Origin of the sequence: Rhizobium sp. P32RR-XVIII, assembly GCF_012641395.1 — a bacterium.
Lineage (GTDB): Bacteria > Pseudomonadota > Alphaproteobacteria > Rhizobiales > Rhizobiaceae > Rhizobium.
Map to the genome: position 1 here is coordinate 30599 of NZ_JABAIH010000007.1, position 20318 is coordinate 50916.

Annotated in this window: 21 protein-coding genes; 7 read left to right on the forward strand and 14 right to left on the reverse strand. The window is 60.2% G+C overall.

What is annotated here, in order from left to right:
- Positions 1–153: 153 nt before the first annotated feature.
- Both HGP14_RS20210 and HGP14_RS20215 read left to right on the forward strand, forming a co-directional pair.
- Complete coding sequence (locus HGP14_RS20210; protein ID WP_168831678.1) at positions 154–1008, forward strand: SDR family NAD(P)-dependent oxidoreductase; 855 nt, start codon at positions 154–156, stop codon at positions 1006–1008.
- Positions 1009–1090: 82 nt separating this feature from the next.
- Complete coding sequence (locus tag HGP14_RS20215) at positions 1091–1732, forward strand: LysE family translocator (protein WP_168831679.1); 642 nt, start codon at positions 1091–1093, stop codon at positions 1730–1732.
- Between the two features lie 3 nt (positions 1733–1735).
- Here HGP14_RS20215 and HGP14_RS20220 read toward each other — a convergent pair whose 3' ends face one another.
- The 9 genes from HGP14_RS20220 to HGP14_RS20260 all read right to left on the reverse strand — a co-directional run bounded on the left by HGP14_RS20220 (position 1736) and on the right by HGP14_RS20260 (position 9337).
- Positions 1736–2989: an RNA polymerase sigma factor gene (locus tag HGP14_RS20220; protein ID WP_168831680.1), complete on the reverse strand. Its 1254-nt coding sequence runs from the start codon at positions 2987–2989 to the stop codon at positions 1736–1738.
- Positions 2989–3342 carry a YciI family protein gene (locus tag HGP14_RS20225; RefSeq protein WP_168831681.1) on the reverse strand — a complete coding sequence of 118 codons (354 nt, stop codon included), beginning with the start codon at positions 3340–3342 and terminating at the stop codon, positions 2989–2991. The genes HGP14_RS20220 and HGP14_RS20225 overlap by 1 nt, the downstream gene beginning before the upstream one ends.
- Positions 3343–3448: 106 nt before the next feature.
- Positions 3449–4243, reverse strand: coding sequence for an ABC transporter ATP-binding protein (locus HGP14_RS20230; RefSeq protein WP_168831682.1), 795 nt, complete (start codon positions 4241–4243; stop codon positions 3449–3451).
- Positions 4240–5121 (reverse strand): ABC transporter permease, encoded by an 882-nt coding sequence (locus HGP14_RS20235; protein ID WP_168831683.1) that lies wholly within the window; start codon positions 5119–5121, stop codon positions 4240–4242. The genes HGP14_RS20230 and HGP14_RS20235 overlap by 4 nt, the downstream gene beginning before the upstream one ends.
- 111 nt (positions 5122–5232) lie before the next feature.
- On the reverse strand, positions 5233–6186 hold the full coding sequence (locus tag HGP14_RS20240; RefSeq protein ID WP_168831684.1) for an ABC transporter substrate-binding protein: 954 nt from the start codon (positions 6184–6186) through the stop codon (positions 5233–5235).
- An 89-nt stretch (positions 6187–6275) separates the two neighbouring features.
- On the reverse strand, positions 6276–7505 hold the full coding sequence (rlmN, locus tag HGP14_RS20245) for a 23S rRNA (adenine(2503)-C(2))-methyltransferase RlmN (protein WP_168831685.1): 1230 nt from the start codon (positions 7503–7505) through the stop codon (positions 6276–6278).
- A gap of 228 nt (positions 7506–7733) precedes the next feature.
- Complete coding sequence (locus HGP14_RS20250; protein ID WP_168831686.1) at positions 7734–8252, reverse strand: invasion associated locus B family protein; 519 nt, start codon at positions 8250–8252, stop codon at positions 7734–7736.
- A gap of 341 nt (positions 8253–8593) precedes the next feature.
- Entirely contained in the window at positions 8594–8983 is a 390-nt protein-coding gene (locus HGP14_RS20255) for a YkvA family protein (RefSeq protein ID WP_168831687.1), read from the reverse strand.
- Between the two features lie 51 nt (positions 8984–9034).
- Positions 9035–9337, reverse strand: a complete 303-nt coding sequence (locus HGP14_RS20260; protein WP_168831688.1) for a 4a-hydroxytetrahydrobiopterin dehydratase — start codon at positions 9335–9337, stop codon at positions 9035–9037.
- Positions 9338–9373: 36 nt separating this feature from the next.
- Here HGP14_RS20260 and HGP14_RS20265 point away from each other — a divergent pair, with 36 nt between their 5' ends.
- On the forward strand, positions 9374–9874 hold the full coding sequence (locus tag HGP14_RS20265; protein ID WP_168831689.1) for a low molecular weight protein-tyrosine-phosphatase: 501 nt from the start codon (positions 9374–9376) through the stop codon (positions 9872–9874).
- On the opposite strand, the gene thpR is transcribed toward HGP14_RS20265, so the two are convergent.
- Positions 9781–10374, reverse strand: a complete 594-nt coding sequence (gene thpR / locus HGP14_RS20270; protein WP_168831690.1) for an RNA 2',3'-cyclic phosphodiesterase — start codon at positions 10372–10374, stop codon at positions 9781–9783. The genes HGP14_RS20265 and thpR overlap by 94 nt on opposite strands.
- Before the next feature lie 68 nt (positions 10375–10442).
- Positions 10443–11087 carry an arylesterase gene (locus tag HGP14_RS20275; RefSeq protein ID WP_168831919.1) on the reverse strand — a complete coding sequence of 215 codons (645 nt, stop codon included), beginning with the start codon at positions 11085–11087 and terminating at the stop codon, positions 10443–10445.
- 54 nt (positions 11088–11141) lie between these two features.
- Between HGP14_RS20275 and HGP14_RS20280 the strand changes: the two genes are divergently transcribed.
- From HGP14_RS20280 to HGP14_RS20295, 4 genes are all read left to right on the forward strand, one after another.
- Positions 11142–11849, forward strand: a complete 708-nt coding sequence (locus HGP14_RS20280; protein WP_168831691.1) for an ABC transporter ATP-binding protein — start codon at positions 11142–11144, stop codon at positions 11847–11849.
- On the forward strand, positions 11846–14389 hold the full coding sequence (locus tag HGP14_RS20285) for an ABC transporter permease (RefSeq protein ID WP_168831692.1): 2544 nt from the start codon (positions 11846–11848) through the stop codon (positions 14387–14389). The genes HGP14_RS20280 and HGP14_RS20285 overlap by 4 nt, the downstream gene beginning before the upstream one ends.
- A 179-nt stretch (positions 14390–14568) precedes the next feature.
- A complete protein-coding gene (locus HGP14_RS20290) occupies positions 14569–15300 on the forward strand; it encodes a Bax inhibitor-1/YccA family protein (protein ID WP_168831693.1) in 732 nt (243 codons plus the stop codon).
- 104 nt (positions 15301–15404) lie between these two features.
- Positions 15405–15962, forward strand: coding sequence for a GNAT family N-acetyltransferase (locus tag HGP14_RS20295; protein ID WP_168831694.1), 558 nt, complete (start codon positions 15405–15407; stop codon positions 15960–15962).
- 5 nt (positions 15963–15967) lie between these two features.
- On the opposite strand, the gene HGP14_RS20300 is transcribed toward HGP14_RS20295, so the two are convergent.
- From HGP14_RS20300 to acnA, 3 genes are all read right to left on the reverse strand, one after another.
- Positions 15968–16363 carry a DUF2794 domain-containing protein gene (locus HGP14_RS20300; protein ID WP_168831695.1) on the reverse strand — a complete coding sequence of 132 codons (396 nt, stop codon included), beginning with the start codon at positions 16361–16363 and terminating at the stop codon, positions 15968–15970.
- A 277-nt stretch (positions 16364–16640) separates the two neighbouring features.
- Positions 16641–17381, reverse strand: a complete 741-nt coding sequence (locus HGP14_RS20305; RefSeq protein ID WP_168831696.1) for a DUF1223 domain-containing protein — start codon at positions 17379–17381, stop codon at positions 16641–16643.
- A 225-nt stretch (positions 17382–17606) separates the two neighbouring features.
- Positions 17607–20297: an aconitate hydratase AcnA gene (gene acnA / locus HGP14_RS20310; protein WP_168831697.1), complete on the reverse strand. Its 2691-nt coding sequence runs from the start codon at positions 20295–20297 to the stop codon at positions 17607–17609.
- Between the last annotated feature and the right edge of the window lie 21 nt (positions 20298–20318).

Consider the following 20318-nt stretch of genomic DNA (forward strand, 5'->3'; position numbering starts at 1 on the left):
CCCGCATAGCCCGGTGTCGCGGGCACTTTTAGCGAGATTGTCACACGACGCAAGGGCAAGGATTGCCGCTGCCGAAGCGCATTGCGTTTGACAGCGCGACACGCTCACCCATATCAGGCAACATACGACCACGATTGAGGAAGGGTCCGTCCCATGACGAATATTCAAGAGATTTTCAGGAAGTCCAATGTTGCCGTTATTACCGGTGGCGCATCCGGCATCGGCCTTGCAGCGGCGAAACATTGCGCCAAGGCAGGCATGAACGTCGTCATTGCCGATCTCGGCGGCGACAGGCTTGCGAAGGCTCGCGGCGAGCTTGAAGCCATTGCAGGGCAGGAACACGTGATGGCTGTCGAAACGGACGTTTCCGACAAGACTTCGCTGGAAGCCCTCGAACGCGCCGTCATTCAACGCTTCGGCCGCGTCCACGTGCTCATGAACAACGCCGGTATCGGTCCCGAGACCTCGATCTTCAGCAATCAGGCGAGCTGGGACAATATCCTCGGCGTCAATCTTCTCGGTATTATCAATGGGACGCGTGTCTTCGGACCAGGCATGGTCGCCCTCGGCGAGCCGGGGCTCATCATCAACACCGGCTCCAAGCAGGGCATTACGACGCCTCCGGGAAATCCCGCCTACAACGTCTCCAAGGCAGGGGTAAAGGTCTTCACGGAAGCGCTGCAACACGAGCTGCGCAATACCGAGGGCTCGAAGATTTCGGCCCACCTCTTGATCCCCGGCTTTGTCTTCACCGGCCTGACCAAGGGCGATCGCGCAGAGAAGCCAGCCGCCGCCTGGACTCCTGAACAGACCGTCGATTTCATGGTGGAAAGCCTGGGCCGCGGCGATTTCTACATCCTGTGCCCCGACAACGACGTTCCTCGCCCGCTCGACGAGCGCCGCATGGCCTGGGCGATGGGGGACATCATCGAGAACCGCCCGCCGCTGTCGCGCTGGCACAAGGATTATGCCGACAAGTTCAAGGCCTATCTCGAACGGAAGGAATAGGTCGTATTAGAAGGTTTGATTAGACATTTTCTGGAAGCCGGATAAAAGCAATCGACGTTTTCCGGCTTTCAGAGTGTATACCATGGACTTCCTGCCGAGCTTTGCCACGCTTCTCGCCTTTGCTGCCGCAACCCTTCTACTCGCAGCGACACCCGGCCCCGATATGACCCTGTCCATCAGTCGCGCGCTGGCGCAGGGAAAGAAGGCTGCGCTGTTCGTCGTCCTCGGCACGAGCCTCGGCATCGTTGTCCACACGATGCTGGTCGCCTTCGGCATCTCGGCACTGATCACTGCCTCTCCGACGGCCTTCCTCATCCTGAAGACCGGGGGCGCGGCCTATCTTCTTTGGCTTGCCGTTCAGGCGATCCGCTTCGGTTCGAAGCTGACGGTCGCGAAGGTCGAAGAACCGAAAGGCACGGCACTCTCGAACGTCTCCTCGGGCTTCTGGGTCAACCTTCTGAACCCCAAGGTCATCATCTTCTTCATGACCTTCCTGCCGCAGTTCGTTAGCGCCGGCGATCCGGCGGTCACGCACAAGCTGCTCTTCCTCGGCTTCTGCTTCATCCTCATCGGCATGCCGGTCAATGCCAGCGTCGTCTTCGCCGCCGATTGGCTAGCCTCCTGGCTGCAGAAGAACAGGAAGGTGCTGCGTGGCATGGACTACACCTTCGCCGGCGTCTTCTCGATCTTCGCCTTGAAGATCTTCATGACACAGGGACGTTAGAGCCTATCCGCTGGCAAGCGCCTCGAGCCGCTGCGACAGGAACAGCTTCTCCGCATCGGACTGCGACAGCTCGATCGCCCTGACATAGGCGAGCCTTGCCTGATCGAGCTGACCGGCGCGCGCCAGAAGATCCGCCTGCACGGCGTAGAAGGGCTGGTATTCCACCAGAGCCATGGCGATGGGCTTGAGACAGGCAAGCGCCGAGGCGGGGCCTTCAACATAGGAGAGCGCAACGATACGGTTGAGTTCGTAGACCGGGTTGTCGGCGGTGCGGGCAAGCTCGGCGTAGAGCCAGGCGATCTCCTGCCAGTCCGTCCCGGCGAAGTTCGGCGCTTCCGCATGCACGGCAATGATCGCCGCCTGTAACTGGTATGGTCCGGGCCGGCCGCGCTTGAGCGCCCCTTCGATCAGCGCGACGCCCTCCGCGATCCCCTCCCGGTCCCAGAGACTGCGGTCCTGCGTTTCGAGCGTCAGAACCTCGCCACCGTCACCGATCCGCGCCGCCCGGCGGGCATGGTGGAGGAGCATCAGCGACAGCAGCCCCTCGATTTCCGGCTCGCCCGGCCGGAGCATTGTCAGTAGCCGCCCGAGCCGGATCGCCTCGTCGCAAAGATCGGCGCGGATATGGCTGTCGCCCCCCGACGCATATCCTTCGTTGAAGATGAGATAGACGACGGCAAGCACACTTTCGAGCCGGGCCGCCCAGTCATCCGCCCCCGGCACTTCATAGGCGATGCCGGCCTTGGCGATCTTGTCGCGGGCGCGCACCAGCCGCTGCGCCATGGCCTCATGCCGGTCGAGGAAGGCATCGGCGATCTCCTCGGTCTTCAGCCCGCAGACGGAGCGCAAAGTCAGGGCCACGCAGGTCTTCCGGTCAAGCGCCGGATGGCAGCAGGCGAAAATCAGCTTCAGCCGCTCGTCGCCAATCGGATCGGGCTCGTCCGCCACGGGCGATGTGTTTTCGAGTTCGATAAGATGGGTGATCTCGGCCGACTTCGCCTGGAAATTGGCCGAACGCCGCAGCCGGTCGATCGCCTTGCGGCGGGCGACCTGCATCAGCCAGGCGTTCGGCGAGGCCGGCAGGCCGTTCCGGTGCCAGTGAACAAGCGCCGATTCCAGCGCGTCCTGAAGGCTGTCCTCGGCCAGCTGGAAATCCCGGAACGAGCCCACCAGGCTGGAGAGGAGACGACCGCCGTCCTGCCGGGCGATCCTGTCGATCGCCACGGCAACCGGGGCCGTCGCCGAAAACTCGCTCATCAGCGGTCGAAGACCATGATCGGCCGCACCTCGACACTGCCCATGGCGGCATGCGGGATCATCGCAGCATACTTGATCGCCTCGTCGAGATTGGAGCAGTCAAAAATATAAAACCCGCCGAGCTGCTCCTTGGTGTCGGCGAAGGGGCCGTCCATGGTTTCGGTCCTGCCGTTTCGCACCCGCACGGTCGTGGCCGTGGTCACCGGCTGCAGTGCATCGCCGGCAACCCAGACGCCGTCCTTCTTGTAGGTTTCGGTCGCGACCGCATAACCGCTCATCATCTTGCCGAATTCCGGCGAATCCGGCGGCGTGCGCGTGTTCGGGTCCATATAGATCAGCGCGATATATTTCATTGTCCGTCTCCTCGGGTCATCCATCGCTTGATTGCGATGGTGACCGATAACGAACGGGATGCAAGCGGATCGACACGGCCCCGAAAATATTTCGTTGAAGCTGAACTCAGCCGATCAACAGCGCGTCGTCGTCCAGCGTCTGGCCGCGCATCTTGCGGAACATCGCGATCAGATCCTCGACCTGCAGGTCCTTGCGGCTGTCGCCGCTGACGTCGAGGACGATCTCGCCGCCGTGCAGCATGACCGTACGGTGACCATAGTCGAGTGCCTGGCGCATGGAATGCGTTACCATCAGCGTCGTCAGCTTGCGCTCAGACACGATCTTGTCCGTGAGGCCCATGACGAATTCCGCCATGCCGGGGTCGAGTGCTGCCGTATGCTCGTCCAGCAGCAGTACCTCCGAACCGGCAAGCGTCGCCATGACAAGGGAAACCGCCTGACGCTGGCCGCCGGACAGCAGGTCCATGCGGTCGGCCATGCGGTTTTCGAGGCCGAGATTGAGCTCGCCGATGCGTTCACGGAAATGCTCGCGGCGCTTCGGGCCGAGTGCTGCGACAAGGCCGCGGCGCTCGCCGCGCCGGGCGGCGAGAGCAAGATTCTCTTCGATCGACAGCGAGCCACAGCTCCCGGTGAGCGGATCCTGGAACACGCGCGCGACGAGACCGGCACGCGCGGCCGTTGGCTTGCGCGTCACATCGGTAGAGCCGATCGTCACCTTGCCTTCACTCGGAAGCACGTCGCCTGCAAGCACGCCCAGAAGCGTCGACTTGCCCGCGCCATTCGAACCGATGACGGTGACGAAGGAGCCCTGCTCGATCGTCAGACTGATGCCGTTGAGCGCCTTCTTTTCGAGCGGCGTTCCCTTGCCGAAGACAACCTTGATATCCTTGACGCTGATCACGATGCGGCTCCTCCACGGCGAAGACGGGGCAGGATAAGCGCGATGGTCACGAGAACCGCCGTCACGAAATTGAGGTCGGAAGCCTGCAGGCCGATGAAATCGGTCGAGAGCGCAAGCTGAATGGCGATCCGATAGATGATCGAACCGAAGACGCAGCCGATCAGAGCGATCAGCAACCCACGGCGGCCAAGCAATGTCTCGCCGATGATGACCGCCGCGAGACCCACGACGATCGTGCCGACGCCGGAGGTGACGTCCGCAAAACCGTTGGTCTGGGCAAACAGCGCGCCGCCGAAAGCCACGAGTGCATTGGAGATCGCCATGCCGAGATAGATCTGACGGTTGGTATCGACGCCCTGGGCGCGAGCCATCCGGGCGTTGGCTCCGGTCGCACGCATCGCAAGCCCGGCGTCGCTCTCGAGGAAACGCCAGACGACGATCACGGCAACGATCACCAGCACGCCGACGAAAAGCGGACGCACGTAGAAATCACGCAGGCCGTGGCCGAAGAACGGGCTGATCATCGTATCGGCATTGATCAGCGCCACGTTCGGCTTACCCATGACGCGCAGGTTCACCGAGAAAAGCCCGATCATGGTGAGAATCGAGGCAAGCAGATTGAGGATCTTAAAGCGGACGTTGAGCATGGCCGTCACGAGACCCGCGGCCGCCCCCGCCACCATCGCGACCAAACCCGCAAGCCAGGGATTAAGGCCGGCGATGATCAGCACAGCGGTCACCGCCGCTCCGAGCGGAAAGGAACCGTCCACGGTCAGGTCCGGGAAATCGAGGACGCGGAAGGCGAGATAGACGCCAAGGGCGACGAAGGCATAAACCAGCCCCAGCTCCACGGCTCCCCAAAAAGCAATCTGACTCAAGGCCCCGCCTTTCTTCCTTTTGCCCGTATTTTAACGGGTCTTAAAATATCAAACCGCCCCCGTTTAGAAACAGGAGCGGCCGAGCGCAATATTAAAGCGCAGACTCTGCAGTTATTCGATGACGCGGTTGGCGCGCTTCAGTACGCCTTCCGGCAACGTGACGCCCATCTTCTCCGCCGCCTTCTTGTTGACGACGAGGTCGCTACCTGCCGCAACCTTGACCGCGATGTCGCCCGGATTTTCACCCTTCAGGATACGAACGACAATGTCACCGGTCTGCTTGCCGACGTCGTAATAGTTGAAGCCGAGCGCTGCGATCGCGCCGCGGGAGACGGAGTCCGTATCCGCGGTAAAGAGCGGCAGCTTGCTTTCCTCGGCAACGGCGACTGCGCCTTCAAGGGCCGAGATGATCGTGTTGTCGGTCGGCACGTAGATTGCGTCTGCACGGCCGACGAGCGCGCGCGCAGCTCCCTGGACCTCGGCCGATTTGGTCGCCGCGGATTCCACCACCGTAAGGCCAGCCTTCTCGGCTTCCTGCTTGAGGACGGCAAGAAGGGAAACGGAGTTCGCTTCACCGGAATTGTAGAGATAGCCAATCGACTTCACGTTCGGCAGGATTTCCTTGATGAGCCCGATATGCTCGGCAACCGGCGACATGTCGGAGAGGCCGGTGACATTACCGCCGGGCTTGTCCATGTCCTTGACGAGCTGCGCGCCGAGCGGATCGGAAACGGCGGTGAACACGACCGGAATGTCGCGCGTTGCCGAAACGACAGCCTGCGCCGAAGGCGTGGAGATCGGCACGATGACATCAGGATCTTCACCGGCGAACTGGCGGGCGATCTGGGCGGCGGTCGCCGGGTTGCCCTGGGCCGATTCAAAAAGGAACTTGAGGTTCTCGCCTTCCTTGTAGCCGGCAGCCGCCAGCGTGTCCTGGACGCCCTTGCGAACGGCGTCGAGCGCCGGATGTTCGACGATTGCCGTCACGGCGACGGTCGCGTCTTCGGCCTTGGCAGGCAGGGTGAGGGCAAGGGTCGCCGCAACGGCGAGCAAAATCGAGCGCATGTCAGTCCTCCATCGATGATAGGCGCTTCTAGGAAAAGCGAACCGCCTTATCAACCGCAAAGAACTGCTGGAAGGATCAAACTTCCTGATCAGTCATCCGCGCCGTGATTGGCGATCATCATTGCCTCGAAGGCCAGCCGCTCCGTCTTGCGCATCCGTTCGGATTCCGATTTCAGCTGCCCGCAAGCGGCGAGGATGTCGCGGCCGCGCGGCGTGCGGATCGGCGAGGCATAGCCCGCAGAATTGATGAAATCGGCAAACTTTTCGATCTGCGCCCAGTCGGAGCATTGATAGTTGGTGCCCGGCCATGGATTGAACGGGATCAGATTGATCTTCGCCGGAACCCCCTTCAGCAGCTGAACGAGCCCCTTGGCATCTTCCAGGCTGTCGTTGATGTCCTTCAGCATGACGTATTCGAAGGTGATGCGGCGGGCATTCGAAAGCCCCGGATAGTTCCGGCAGGCTTCGATCAGTTCCTTCAGCGGATACTTCTTGTTGATCGGCACCAGGATATCGCGCAGGTCGTCGCGCACGGCATGCAGGGAGATTGCAAGCATGACGCCGATCTCCTCGCCAGTGCGGAAGATTTCGGGCACGACGCCGGAGGTCGAGAGCGTCACGCGGCGCTTCGACAACGACAAACCGTCACCATCGGTAGCGATCAACAGCGCCTGCTTCACGGCATCGAAATTGTAGAGCGGCTCGCCCATGCCCATCATCACGATGTTGCTGACCTTGCGGCCTTCGGCCGGCATGATCGTACCCTGCGGCGCTTCGCGGTCCGGGAAATCGCCAAGCCGGTCGCGGGCAAGCAGGAGCTGCGAGAGAATTTCCTCGGCCGTCAGGTTGCGGACGAGGCGCTGCGTGCCGGTGTGACAGAAGGAACAGGTCAGCGTGCAGCCGACCTGGCTCGAAATGCAGAGCGTGCCGCGACCCTCTTCCGGAATATAGACCGCTTCGATTTCGACGGGACGCCCCGCACCGCGCGCCGGGAAGCGCAGCAGCCACTTGCGGGTGCCGTCGTTGGACACCTGCTCTTCGACGATCTCGGGGCGGGCGATGGTGAAATGCTGCTTCAGCATCTCGCGCATGTCCTTGGCGACATTCGTCATGTGGTCGAAGTCGGAGACGCCGCGCACATAGATCCAGTTCCACAGCTGGCTGACGCGCATCTTGATCTGCTTCTCAACCACGCCCTTTTCGCGGAGCGCATTGCCCATCTGCTCGCGCGAAAGCCCGATCAGCGAGGGCTTCTCGTCGCCCAGCGGCACACGGGGCGCCTGCGGCTTGGTAACGGCCATAGCATCCATGACGGACATAGTCTCTTATCCCGAAATCAAAACTGGACGCATCCCGGTAAGCCGGAAGACTTGGCGGGCGGCATCGGCAGTTCGCAGAAAGTTGAATGCGGAGCTGCGATCAAGGCCGCATTCGTTCCGCTGTTGCGCGCCGCTTTATCATCATTTTTGCCGCGCGTCACCATAGATGGAAACGGCAAAGGCCGGCGCAAGGCCGGCCTTTGACTTTGATAGAGAGAATAAGACGGCTTACTTGCAGCTTTCAATCTGCTTCAGCGCGGCCGAGATGCCCGACAGCGAATAGCTGTAGGACGTGCCGGTGCCCTTGCGCGAAACCGCCGTTACCGTCATCGAATGGCCGCCCTTCATGGCGGCGACGAGGGCAGGCTCCTGCGCGGCATTCTCGACCCAACCGGCCTTGTCCTTGGTGAACATCACGAAGGTCTTGTTGTCGATCGTCACGTTGATCTTCGAGTTTTCCTTGACGGTATAGCCCATCATCGCCTGCGGCTCGTAGGAGATGTTCTGGCCCGGCCGCTGCGACACGATGAAGAAGTTGTCGCCATGGTCGACGCCGGCCGGCTGCTTGGTCGTCGGCACCGAAAGCACGTAGCACACGTTACCGTTGCCTTGCTTGTAGGAATAGGCGCCCCAAGCCTGGAATTGTTGAATGCGCGTAGGTGCAGCAGCAGCCTGCTGCTGCGCTCCTGCGGCTCCGGCCGTAATAACAACGAGTGCGAGAGCGGGTACGATACGTTTTACTAACATGGATTTCCTGCCGGTTCTTGCGATTCAGCGCCCTGTCGGAGCGAGCGGCATCTTCGTCACGATGTGGTCTATTTTGACTTAAGTCAGGTTACTAAAGCGTCAACGGAGGCTGCGAACCGTCCCCAGCTGTGCCATTCCTGGCCTGACCATCCAACAATCGACGCGTTTTCGCCCCGCAACGATAGTTTGCCCGGATGGCGTGATGCCATCCTTTCGAGAAAATTTAAGACATAAAGATTCGGGCAAGAGTTTGACCTTTCAAAAATACCGCACCGGGTCATTAAAGCACTGGAAACCCGGGGAAGAATTGAGCGTCAAAGGCAACGCAGAACCGAACGGCCTCAGACCGTTTTCATGCCTTCCGGCGGGTCGGCAAGCGCCCGATCCGCCGCATGGTAATGCTTCGGCTTCATATGGCTGTTGACCATCGCCAAAGCTGCTGAGAGCACGGCAATGTCGTCCGAAAAGCCGACGAGCGCAAAAACGTCGGGGATCGCGTCGAAAGGCAGGATGAAATAGGCGAAAGCCGCAAGCAGAATACCGCGGACGCGCGCCGGCGATTCAGGATCGAGTGCGCAATAGAAGCCCGCGACGACATCGCGCGAAAACGGAATCTGCCGCACCGCCCGCTTAAAGGTCGGCCAGAATTTCTTCCGCACAGCTCTCTCGCGGCGGCTCTGGGTATCTTCATCCCCGGGCAGCAGGATCTCACCGAACTTCACATCGTCCATTCCGGTCTCCCTTCACGTACAAGCGAAGATATGGTGATGGTGTCATCGGATTCAATCGATCTGTCCGGCTGCCTTGTCCATCGCCTTGGCCAGCTTGAAGTCGAATTCCGACAGCCCTCCAGCATCATGGGTGTTCAGCTTTACCTCGACCCTGGAATAGACATTGAACCATTCCGGATGGTGATTAAGCTTTTCCGCCGCGAACGCAGCCTTCGTCATGAAGCCGAAGGCTTCGACGAAATTCTTGAAATTGAAGGTTTTCGAAATCGATGCGGCTTGCTCGTCCAGGGACCACCCCGTCAATCCGGCAAGCTGCGCTTCGATCGCATTCCGTTCCAGTTTTTCCGGTTTCATGGCATCATTCTCCTATCTCTTCCTTCAGGTCTCTTCATGAAACGCTTCAGTATTCTCTTTGTTTGCATGGGCAATATCTGCCGCTCTCCTCTCGCCGAGGGAATCTTCGCGCATGTCGCAAGGCAAGCCCGTCTTGCCGATCGTCTCAAGATTGATTCAGCGGGGCTCGGTGGCTGGCACCAGGGCGCCCAGCCCGACAAGCGCTCAATAGCAATCGCAAAGGCCCGCGGCATCGACATCACCGGGCAGCGTGCACGCCGTATCCGTCTCGAGGATTTCGAAGAAGCCGATCTTATCCTTGCAATGGATCGAAGCAATATGGCCGCGCTTCACGCAATGGCGCCGGAAGCAAGCAACATCGAGCTTTTCGGCGAGTTCGCGCTTCAGACCGGCGAAGACATTCAAGACCCCTACTACGGTGGCCTGGACGGTTTCGAGCAGGTCTATGCGAGGCTCTTGACCGGCTGCATCGCGCTGGTGGGTAAGCTTGGCACGGACCAGGCCTCGCTCAGCGGGAATACTTCCTCGGTCAGATAAGGCCCGCCGCCGACCGATTCCCGCGACGAAAGCAGCACGAACCGCGAAACGGTGAAGGATGACGTCTGGAAGTTACCGCGGCCGGAAAGGTAATGCACGACATCATCAACACGCGAAGATTTCAGCCGCGCGAGCGTAACATGCGGCGTGAACTTCCGTGGATCCGGGGCCAGGCCGATCCGCTGGCACATGCGCTCAATCTCAGCCTGAAGGGCGTACATCTCCGGCGAAGAGGAAACGCCGGCCCAGACCGAATGCGGCTTCTTCGAGCCAAAGGAGCCGATGCCGTCGAGGCGGATCTGGAATTCGGATCGGTCGATCCGGTCCAGGCGCTCAACGACCTCGTCCGCGGTGCGGCCGTCGACGTCGCCGATGAAACGCAGCGTGATGTGGTAATTCTCCACATCGATCCATCTTGCACCAGGGAGACCACCGCGCAGCAAGGAAAGGCTCATTGCCGCATTGCGCGGAATTTCGAGGGCGGTAAACAGTCTCGGCATAACGAGCACTCCCCGAATCTTTTGCAGGTGCTCACACGGAATCACGCATTCGGGAGACGCGCAAGCCCCTATTTCTTCAAAGAAGAAATCGTCCCGATGAATTGCGTGACCGCCGGCTCGATCTTCTGAACCATCACATCGATGCCCTTGGCGTTCGGATGCATTCCGTCCTCAAGCTTCAAACTGGCGTCGGTCACGACACCATCGAGAAAAAAGGCGTAAAGCGGGACCTGGTATTTTTCCGCGAGCTTTTGGTAGATCGGATTGAACCGTGCAGCATAGTCCGCTCCCATGTTCGGCGGCGCCAGCATGCCCACAAGCAGTACCCCAATCCCGCGTTCCTTTAGCCGGGCAATCATCGCATCCAGATTTTTTTCGGTCTCCTCCGGCGGAATGCCGCGCAGCGCGTCATTGGCCCCGAGCTCTAGGATTACGCCGTTCGTGCCATCGGGAACGGACCAGTCGATGCGCGCCAGCCCGCCGGTCGTCGTGTCGCCGGAAACCCCGGCATTGGCGATCGAAACATCGACCCCCTTCTCTTTCAAAGCAACCTGCAGCTTCTCCGGAAAACCGTCACCAGGCGGCAGCTGATAGCCTGCCATCAGGCTGTCGCCGAAACCGACAAGATTGATTGTGGAAGCATTGGCTGTCGTCCCGAAGATCAACGACGAAACAATGACGGCGATGTGAAACGCGGCAACTTTAAATCTCATGCTGCCTTCCCTAGATTGGCAAAGTCGTTGACGTTCATATAGGGCGATTTTCTGTTGGCAAAAACCATCATTGAGCTCAAGCAAGCGGATTTGACGCTGGGCAGTGCCGCAGCCTCCGTCCATGTACTGAAAGGCATCGACCTTTCGGTTGCGGCCGGCGAATCCGTCGGCATCGTCGGACCGTCCGGTTCGGGCAAGTCCACGTTGCTGATGGTGCTTGCAGGTCTCGAAAAGCTCGATAGCGGCGAGATCAATGTCAACGGGACACCGTTGCATGCCCTGAGCGAAGATGAAGTCGCAGACTTTCGCGGCCGAAATGTCGGCATCGTCTTCCAGTCGTTCCATCTGATCGCCAATATGACGGCACTCGAAAACGTCGCCGTTCCGCTCGAGCTGGCGAACGTGCCGACGCCCTTCGAAATCGCGCAACGCGAGTTGAAAGCCGTCGGCCTCGGCGAGCGTTTGAACCACTATCCCGGACAGCTGTCCGGCGGTGAGCAGCAACGTGTCGCCATCGCCCGAGCCCTTGCACCCTCACCCGCTTTGCTCATAGCCGACGAACCGACCGGCAATCTTGACACCGATACCGGCCGCCAGATCGCCGATCTGCTGTTTTCCAAGCAGGCCGAACGCGGCATGACTCTGCTGCTCGTCACTCACGATGTCTCGCTTGCCAGCCGCTGCTCACGGCAAATCAAGGTCCGTTCCGGCCAGATCGAAGGCGACAGCGCCGATCGCCGGTCCGAAGCGGCCATAGCATGAAGCTCGTCACACCCCGCGCATTGTTGGCCCTTCGACTCGCCCTTCGCGAGCTTCGCGGCGGCCTCAAGGGCTTTTACATCTTCCTTGCCTGCATCGCGCTCGGCACGGGCGCCATCGCTGCAGTCAACTCCGTCTCCCAGTCGATCACCGATACGATCGCATCTCAGGGCCAGGAGCTGCTGGCGGGCGACGTGCGCATCGAGCTGAACAATCGCGAGGCAACCCAGCCGGAAATGAATTTCCTCCGGGGCCTTGGCGAGGTCGCGGTCTCGACCGGGCTCCGCTCCATGGCGCGAAAACCCGATGGCTCGGATCAGGCCCTCGTCGAGGTCAAAGCGGTGGATGATGCCTATCCGCTCTACGGCAAGTTCATAGCCGAACCGAACTATCCGCTTCCCGCCCTTCTTGCGGACCAGAACGGAACCTATGGCGCCGTTGCAGCACCTTTGCTGCTGGAGCGGCTTGGCCTTTCGGTCGGCGATGAGATCCTGCTCGGCAATGCGACGCTCAACATCACCGGTACGGTAAAGACTGAGCCGGATGCAATTTCGGAAGGTTTCGGATTCGCACCACGACTGGTGGTCAGCCGCCAGGCGCTGATTGCCTCGGGGCTCATCCAGACCGGCAGTCTGGTCGAGCATGTCTACAAGATCAAGCTCGACGATACCGCCGAGCGCAATGGCATCCGCGCACGCGCCGACCAGGAATTCCCATCGGCGGGCTGGTCGATCCGGACCAGCGATCGCGCGGCGCCCTCTCTCACCGAGAACATTACCCGCTTCTCCCAATTCCTCACACTCGTCGGCCTCACCGCGCTCATCGTGGGCGGCGTCGGCGTCGCCAACGCCGTCCGTGCCTTTCTCGATTCCAAACGCACGACGATTGCGACTTTGAAATGCCTCGGGGCGCCTGCGGTCGTCGTGGTGCTTGTCTATCTGTTCCAGATTGCGATCATCGCCTTCGCCGGCATTCTCATCGGCCTCGTGCTTGGCGCCTTGTCGCCAATGCTCGCGGCACAATTCCTCGCGCAATTCCTGCCGGTTTCCACGGAGCCAACGCTCTATCCGGGCGCGCTGCTGCTTGCTGCGGTCTTCGGCTTGCTGACGATGCTCGCCTTCGCCATCTTGCCGCTCGGTCATGCCCGCGAAGTGCCCGCTACGGCGCTCTTCCGCGAACAGGGTTTCGAGGCGCGGCACCTGCCTTCGTGGCCTTATATTCTGCTTGCCGCGCTGTTCATGGCAGCGCTGGCCGGTCTTGCCATCATCACCGCCTACGACCGGTTCATCGCCGTGATCTTCGTCGGCGCAATCGTCTTCGCCTTCGTGATCCTGCGTGGCGTGGCAGCGCTGATCGCCTGGCTCGCCAAGCGCAGCCCGCGCGTCAATTCGCCCGCATTGAGACTGGCGATCGGCAACATCCATCGCCCCGGAGCGTTGACGCCATCCGTCGTTCTCTCGCTGGGCCTCGGTCTCGCGCTACTGGTTACCTTGACGCTCATCGACGGCAATTTCCGCCGGCAATTGACCGGACGCATGGCGGAAGGCGCGCCAAACTTCTTCTTCGTCGACATTCAAGGTTCCGAGGTCGAGAACTTCCGCAATCTGGTTGGCAGGCAGGCGCCGGAAGGCAAGCTCGTCGAAGTTCCGATGATGCGCGGCCGTATTCTGGCGTTGAACGGCAGGGACGTGGCCAAGATACAGGTGCCGCCGGGCGGCCAGTGGGTGCTGCGCGGCGACCGCGGCATCACCTATTCCGAGTCCATACCGGAGAACGCTTTGCTCACAGAGGGGAATTGGTGGCCCAAGGATTACAGCGGTGAGCCGCTCGTCTCATTTTCCTCGGAGGAAGCCAAGGAACTTGGCTTAAAGATTGGGGATACCGTCACCGTCAACGTATTGGGGCGCAGTCTCACGGCGAAGATTGCAAATCTTCGGAAAGTCGATTGGGAATCCCTTTCGATGAATTTTGTCATGGTGTTCTCGCCGAATACGTTCCGCGGCGCTCCCCATGCGTGGCTGGCGACGCTCACCGACCCCTCGGCGACTTCTGCCGAAGAAGCGGCAATCCTCAAGTCCGTCACCAATACCTACCCGACGATTACGACGGTACGCGTCAAGGATGCGATCGACATCGTCAATACGCTCGTCGCCCAGCTTGCGACTGCAATCCGCGCGGCGGCCTCCGTTGCGCTCATCTCCTCCATTCTCGTGCTTGCCGGCGCGCTTGCCGCCGGCAACCGGGCACGGACACATGATGCGGTCGTCCTGAAGACGCTCGGCGCGACGCGGGCAATGCTCATTCGCGCCTTCAGCTATGAATATCTCATCCTCGGCATGGCAACCGCCGTTTTCGCGTTGATTGCCGGGGGAATCGCTGCCTGGTTCATCGTCAGCCGCATCATGCACATGCCTTCGACCTTCCTGCCGGATGTTGCCGTCCTCACGCTGGTGACCGCGCTGGTCCTGACCGTCGGCATAGGGCTGATCGGCACCTGGCGAATTCTCGGTCAGAAGGCGGCACCCGTTTTGCGCGAACTCTGAAACAGACGATTGACGAAATCCCTTCACGTTACGCTGATTTAACCCGATCCGGGGTTGCAAGACACTTGTTTGGAAAGCGCGAAAGGCTCATATTGTAGCCAGGCAAGCTGGAGCTCCGCAGCGGCGCCTGGGCGGTACAGCCCGACACCGTATTCCATCGGAGCTTTTAAGAGGAAACTATGGCTGACCTTCGTAATAACTACCAAAGCCGAGTGCAAACTGGCGAGATGATCGACCAGGGCCTGCGCTCTTATATGCTCAAGGTCTACAACCTGATGGCGCTGGGTCTGGCGATCACGGGTGTGGCCGCTTATCTCGGATTCAACTTTGCTGTTCAGGACAACCAGCTCACGCAGTTCGGCGTGCTCCTGTTCCAGTCTCCCCTGCGCTGGGTCGTGATCCTTGCGCCTCTTGCGGTCGTCTTCTTCCTGAGCTTCCGCATTAACAGCATGAGCGTGGGCGCCGCGCAGACGACCTTCTGGGTCTACGCCGCACTGGTCGGTCTGTCTCTGTCGTCGATCTTCCTGGTCTATACCCAGTCGAGCATCACGCAGACCTTCTTCGTGACCGCCGCTTCCTTCGGCGCGCTGTCGCTCTATGGGTACACGACCAAGCGTGACCTGTCGGCGATGGGCTCGTTCCTGATCATGGGTCTCTTCGGTCTGATCATCGCGTCGATCGTGAACATCTTCCTGGCCTCCTCCGCGATGCAGTTTGCGATCTCCGTGATCGGCGTTCTGATTTTCGCAGGCCTTACCGCCTATGATACGCAGCGGATCAAGGAAATGTACTACGAAGCCGACGGCGCTGCCGTTGCCGGCCGCAAGGCGATTATCGGCGCGCTGACGCTCTACCTCGACTTCCTCAACCTCTTCATGTTCCTCCTGCAGTTCATGGGCGACCGCAAGTAAGAGGCAATGACATATCGGAAAAGGCGGCTTTAGCCGCCTTTTTTTGTTGCGGCTCGATCGGTGGAATGGTTTCTAGGAGCGCCTCTCAATCACCGGTCGACGCAATGCCCTTCTCCCTTCGTGACGCGACATCTTCCGACCTTCCCGCAATCACCGAAATCTATCGCGACTCCGTCCTCCATGGTGTCGCGAGCTACGAGATCACGCCGCCCTCGGAAGATGAGATGGCATCCCGTTTCCTCGCCAATACCGGCCTTGGATACCCCTATATCGCGGCAATCGACGAGGGCGGAGCGCTGCTCGGCTATGCCTACGCTTCAGCCTTCCGGACCCGGCCAGCCTATCGCTGGATGGTGGAGGATTCGATCTATCTCGCTCCTGCCGCCCGTGGCATCGGCATCGGCAGGGCATTGCTCAGCGAACTGATCTCACGCTGCACCGGACTCGGCTTCCGCCAGATGATCGCGGTCATTGGCGGCGCCCACCCTGCTTCGATCGCGCTCCATCGCGCATTGGGCTTTGAAGACAAGGGATTGCTGGAGGGCACCGGGTACAAACATGGCCGCTGGCTGGATACGATGATCATGCAGCTGCCGCTCGGCGATGGCAAAGACAGTGATCCCGATCCGTCAGTCTACCCAGGAGCGTTGTTCAAAGGTTGATACGGTCACTTCTCGACGAGTTTGAGCACCTTGTCGAAGACCTTCAGGACCTGCTGCAGGTCATGGCCGCGCTTCAGGATCATACCGTTCGTGTTGATCACCGAATAGGCACCCTGCTTGGCGGCAAGCTTCGGGTCTTTTTCGATTCGGAAAAGCGGCATCTCGCCTGAACGCTTGAAGACGGCAAAGACGGCTTTTTCCTTCAAATGGTCGATCGCGTAGTCTTTCCACTCGCCCTCGCCGACCATTCTTCCGTAAATCCACAAAATGGCATCCAGCTCCCGACGATTAAAAGTCACCGGCAACGGGTCTTTGCTCTGCCTGTATTCCCTTAGATCGACGACGACCCTGTTATCGGCGGCATGGGCGTCGCCATGCCGCAAATCCGGCTGATCTGCCATCAGTCTCCCAGGCCTCCGGTTGTGACAGGGAGACGACAGTTTGCCCGAGCCATCTCAAATTGCAAGTGTGGAGCCCCATCACATTCAACATATGCTGTGCAATCTCCCGAACGCCGTATTTCAGTCAAAACAGCGCCTCATTTCCGGGAGAAGTTCACTCAATTGATTTGGCGCCAGCGCCAAAAGGCCCGGCTGAGCGTATCGACCTTAACCCCAGCCCCGAATACGACCAGCCGGGCCGCCCTGTTTTCAACCGCTTCCGAGCAGAAGAAAACAATCAGATATTCTTGCCTGCCATGATGACTGTCGCGCCAAGAATCGCGGCTGGATCGCCGTCCGCCGTTGCGGACTGAAGCAGGATCGCGCAACCTTCCAGTCCCGCCTTCTCCATGACCGTTGCAGGCAGCGTCATGCTCGTCGCCTTGCCGTTCCACATTCCCACGGTTTCGATATCGCTGACACTGTGGAGATAGGAGATCTTCTGGCCGCTGTTTTCGCCTTTTTCGACGTCGATCGTCTTTTCCTTGTCGAAATAGACGAGGACCACGTTGGCCTTACCCTCGCCTGCGCCGACTTTGATCTCCAGTTGGTCGCCGCGCATCTGCGCCTCGACCGGCACCGTCAGGCCTTTGCCTTCCGTTGAAAAGGTATCGATCTTATTGTTTATGGCAGAGAGATCCGCCCCCGCCAGATGGTCGCGGCCGTTCACTATCACCTGCGGCGTATAGACGTTGCTGCGTCCCAGCATTCGCGCGTAACCGTATTGGCGGTCGGTGTTTTGCTTGGAGCTCAGCGTGTCCGTCCAGCCGAGATAATTCCAGTAGTCCACATGATAGGCGAGCGCGATCACGTTGTCCTGGCCTATAAGTTTGCGGAACACGGCATCGGCGGGAGGGCAGGAAGAACATCCCTGGGATGTAAACAGCTCAATCACGCCTTTCGGCTTGCCGTCCTGTGCATAAAGCGGCGTGGCGAGCACCACGCTGGCAACCAGCGAAATCAAAAAACGCGCGGACATTCACCTGCACCCCTTCTTCAGAGCCCGGCAGCCAATTCGAGGCGCAGGTTCTGTCTTATCACCGTACGAATAGTCTTTCCGGCTACAAACGAAAAGTCACGAAGGGGTGAGACATCCCCCGCCGCTCCCACAGCCGGGACACAACGGCGTGAACCTCCTTGCCACAAAGAAAAAGCCGCCGGAGAGCCCTCTCCGGCGGCCACTATCTGCAATGCGCCTTAATAATTAGGCAGCGAGGTCGCGCAGAACGGTCTGCAGGATACCGCCGTTGTTGAGGTAGACGACCTCATCAAGCGTATCGACGCGCGACAGCAGCGGAACGTCCTTCACCGTACCGTCACTATAGGTGATCTTGGCGATCTTCTTCTCGCGCGGCTTGATGTTCTCCAGGCCCTCGATGGTGACGATTTCGTCACCCTTGAGGTTGAGGCTCTGCCAGGTCGTGCCGTCTTCGAAGACGAAGGGGATGACACCCATGCCGACCAGGTTCGAGCGGTGGATGCGCTCGAACGACTGGGCGATGACGGCCTTGACGCCGAGAAGGTTCGTGCCCTTCGCCGCCCAATCGCGCGATGAGCCGTTGCCGTACTCGACACCAGCGAAGATCACCAGCGGAACACCCTCTGCCTTGTACTTCATGGCAGCGTCGTAGATCGATTCCTCTTCCTTCGACGGATAGTGGATGGTGTAGCCGCCTTCCTTGCCGTTCGGCCCCAGCATGTGGTTCCGGATACGGATGTTGGCGAAGGTGCCGCGCATCATGACTTCGTGGTTGCCGCGGCGCGTGCCGTACTGGTTGAAGTCCGCAACGCCGACGCCGTTGCCGATGAGGTAGGAGCCTGCCGGAGACGCCGCCTTGATCGAACCGGCCGGAGAAATGTGGTCGGTCGTGATCTTGTCGCCGAATAGGCCGAGAACGCGAGCGCCCTTGATGTCCGAAGTGCCGGAGCCCTTCTTGCCCATACCGACGAAGTACGGCGGGTTCTGCACGTAGGTCGACTTGTCGTCCCAGGCATAGGTCTTGCCGGCCGGAATATCGACGGCCTGCCAGTTGGCATCGCCCTTGAAGACGTCCGCGTATTTCGTTTCGTAGAGCTCGCGGGTCACGTACTTCAGGATGAATTCCTGAACTTCCGCGGAAGTCGGCCAGATGTCCTTGAGGTAGACCGGCTTGCCGTCCTTGTCTTCGCCGAGCGGCTCCTTGGTCAGATCCTTCTGGACCGTACCGGCGAGCGCGTAGGCGACGACGAGCGGCGGGGATGCCAGGTAGTTCGCCTGAACGTCCGGCGAGATGCGGCCTTCGAAGTTGCGGTTGCCGGAGAGCACGCCGGAAACGATCAGGCCCTTGTCGTTGATCGTCTTGGAGATCGGTGGCGGCAGCGGGCCGGAGTTGCCGATGCAGGTGGTGCAGCCGAAGCCGACGAGGTTGAAGCCGAGCATGTCGAGGTCGGCCTGCAGGCCGGACTTGGCAAGGTATTCACCGACGACCTGCGATCCCGGCGCCAGCGAGGTCTTGACCCACGGCTTGGTCTTCAGGCCCTTAGCAACGGCGTTGCGGGCGAGAAGGCCGGCAGCGATCAGCACCGACGGGTTGGAGGTGTTGGTGCAGGAGGTGATGGCGGCAATCGCGACGTCGCCGTGACCGAGGTCGAAATCGGTGCCTTCGACCGCATAGCGGTTGGAAAGCTGGCCCGGCTTCTTATAGTCGGCATCCATCGAGGTCGCGAAACCGGAGGCGATGTTCTCGAGAGCGATACGGCCTTCCGGACGCTTGGGGCCGGCCATCGACGGAACGACGTCGCCGAGGTCGAGTTCCAGGGTGTCGGTGAAGACGAGGTCCGAGCCGTCGCCGTCGCGCCACATGCCTTGCGCCTTGGAATAGGCTTCGACGAGCGCGATGCGATCCTTGGAGCGGCCCGACATGTTCAGATAGTTGACGGTCTCACTGTCGACCGGGAAGAAGCCGCAGGTGGCGCCGTATTCCGGACCCATGTTGCCGATGGTCGCGCGGTCGGCGAGCGGCATGTTGTCCATGCCCGGGCCGAAGAATTCCACGAACTTGGAAACGACGCCCTTCTTGCGCAGCATCTGAACGACGGTCAGAACGAGGTCGGTTGCGGTGACGCCTTCCTTCAGCTTGCCGGTCAGCTTGAAGCCGATGACCTCAGGCAACAGCATCGACACCGGCTGGCCGAGCATGGCGGCTTCAGCTTCGATACCACCAACACCCCAGCCGAGAACGCCGAGGCCGTTGATCATCGTCGTGTGCGAATCGGTGCCGACGCAGGTATCCGGATAAGCAATCGTTTCGCCATCCTCTTCCTTCGTCCAGACGGTCTGGCCGAGGTATTCGAGGTTGACCTGGTGACAGATGCCGGTGCCCGGAGGGACGACGCGGAAGTTCTTGAATGCCTGCTGGCCCCACTTCAGGAAGCGGTAGCGTTCGCCGTTGCGCTGGTATTCGAGCTCGACGTTCTTGGCGAAGGCCTGCGGCGTGCCGAATTCATCGACGATGACCGAGTGGTCGATGACGAGGTCGACCGGAACAAGCGGGTTGATCTTTTCCGGGTCGCCACCGAGAGACACCATCGCGTCGCGCATGGCGGCGAGGTCGACGACGGCTGGAACACCGGTAAAGTCCTGCATCAGAACGCGCGCCGGACGATAGGCGATTTCGTTCTCAACGGTACCCTTGTTGTTCAGCCATTCGGCAACGGCCAGGATGTGCTCTTTGGTGACGGACTGGCCGTCTTCGAAGCGCAGCAGATTCTCGAGAAGAACTTTCATCGAGTAAGGAAGTTTCGACACGCCAGGCAGACCGTTCGCCTCAGCCTTGGGGAGGCTGTAATAGACATAATCCTTCCCGTTCACGGAAAGCGTGGACCGGCAGTTGAAACTGTCAAGAGATTTAGACACGAGAGACCCCGTTTCTGATAG

Bases quoted from the DNA above. Each gene is read 5' to 3' on its own strand.
- HGP14_RS20255 (WP_168831687.1), bottom strand. From the start codon at position 8,983: ATGGACGATGTGAAGTTCGGTGAGATCCTGCTGCCCGGGGATGAAGAT.
- HGP14_RS20250 (WP_168831686.1), bottom strand. From the start codon at position 8,252: ATGTTAGTAAAACGTATCGTACCCGCTCTCGCACTCGTTGTTATTACG.
- HGP14_RS20305 (WP_168831696.1), bottom strand. From the start codon at position 17,381: ATGTCCGCGCGTTTTTTGATTTCGCTGGTTGCCAGCGTGGTGCTCGCC.
- HGP14_RS20265 (WP_168831689.1), top strand. From the start codon at position 9,374: ATGAAACGCTTCAGTATTCTCTTTGTTTGCATGGGCAATATCTGCCGC.
- HGP14_RS20225 (WP_168831681.1), bottom strand. From the start codon at position 3,342: ATGAAATATATCGCGCTGATCTATATGGACCCGAACACGCGCACGCCG.
- HGP14_RS20290 (WP_168831693.1), top strand. From the start codon at position 14,569: ATGGCTGACCTTCGTAATAACTACCAAAGCCGAGTGCAAACTGGCGAG.
- thpR (WP_168831690.1), bottom strand. From the start codon at position 10,374: ATGCCGAGACTGTTTACCGCCCTCGAAATTCCGCGCAATGCGGCAATG.
- HGP14_RS20215 (WP_168831679.1), top strand. From the start codon at position 1,091: ATGGACTTCCTGCCGAGCTTTGCCACGCTTCTCGCCTTTGCTGCCGCA.
- HGP14_RS20300 (WP_168831695.1), bottom strand. From the start codon at position 16,363: ATGGCAGATCAGCCGGATTTGCGGCATGGCGACGCCCATGCCGCCGAT.
- HGP14_RS20210 (WP_168831678.1), top strand. From the start codon at position 154: ATGACGAATATTCAAGAGATTTTCAGGAAGTCCAATGTTGCCGTTATT.
- rlmN (WP_168831685.1), bottom strand. From the start codon at position 7,505: ATGTCCGTCATGGATGCTATGGCCGTTACCAAGCCGCAGGCGCCCCGT.
- HGP14_RS20260 (WP_168831688.1), bottom strand. From the start codon at position 9,337: ATGAAACCGGAAAAACTGGAACGGAATGCGATCGAAGCGCAGCTTGCC.
- HGP14_RS20295 (WP_168831694.1), top strand. From the start codon at position 15,405: ATGCCCTTCTCCCTTCGTGACGCGACATCTTCCGACCTTCCCGCAATC.
- HGP14_RS20240 (WP_168831684.1), bottom strand. From the start codon at position 6,186: ATGCGCTCGATTTTGCTCGCCGTTGCGGCGACCCTTGCCCTCACCCTG.
- HGP14_RS20275 (WP_168831919.1), bottom strand. From the start codon at position 11,087: ATGAGATTTAAAGTTGCCGCGTTTCACATCGCCGTCATTGTTTCGTCG.
- HGP14_RS20285 (WP_168831692.1), top strand. From the start codon at position 11,846: ATGAAGCTCGTCACACCCCGCGCATTGTTGGCCCTTCGACTCGCCCTT.
- HGP14_RS20220 (WP_168831680.1), bottom strand. From the start codon at position 2,989: ATGAGCGAGTTTTCGGCGACGGCCCCGGTTGCCGTGGCGATCGACAGG.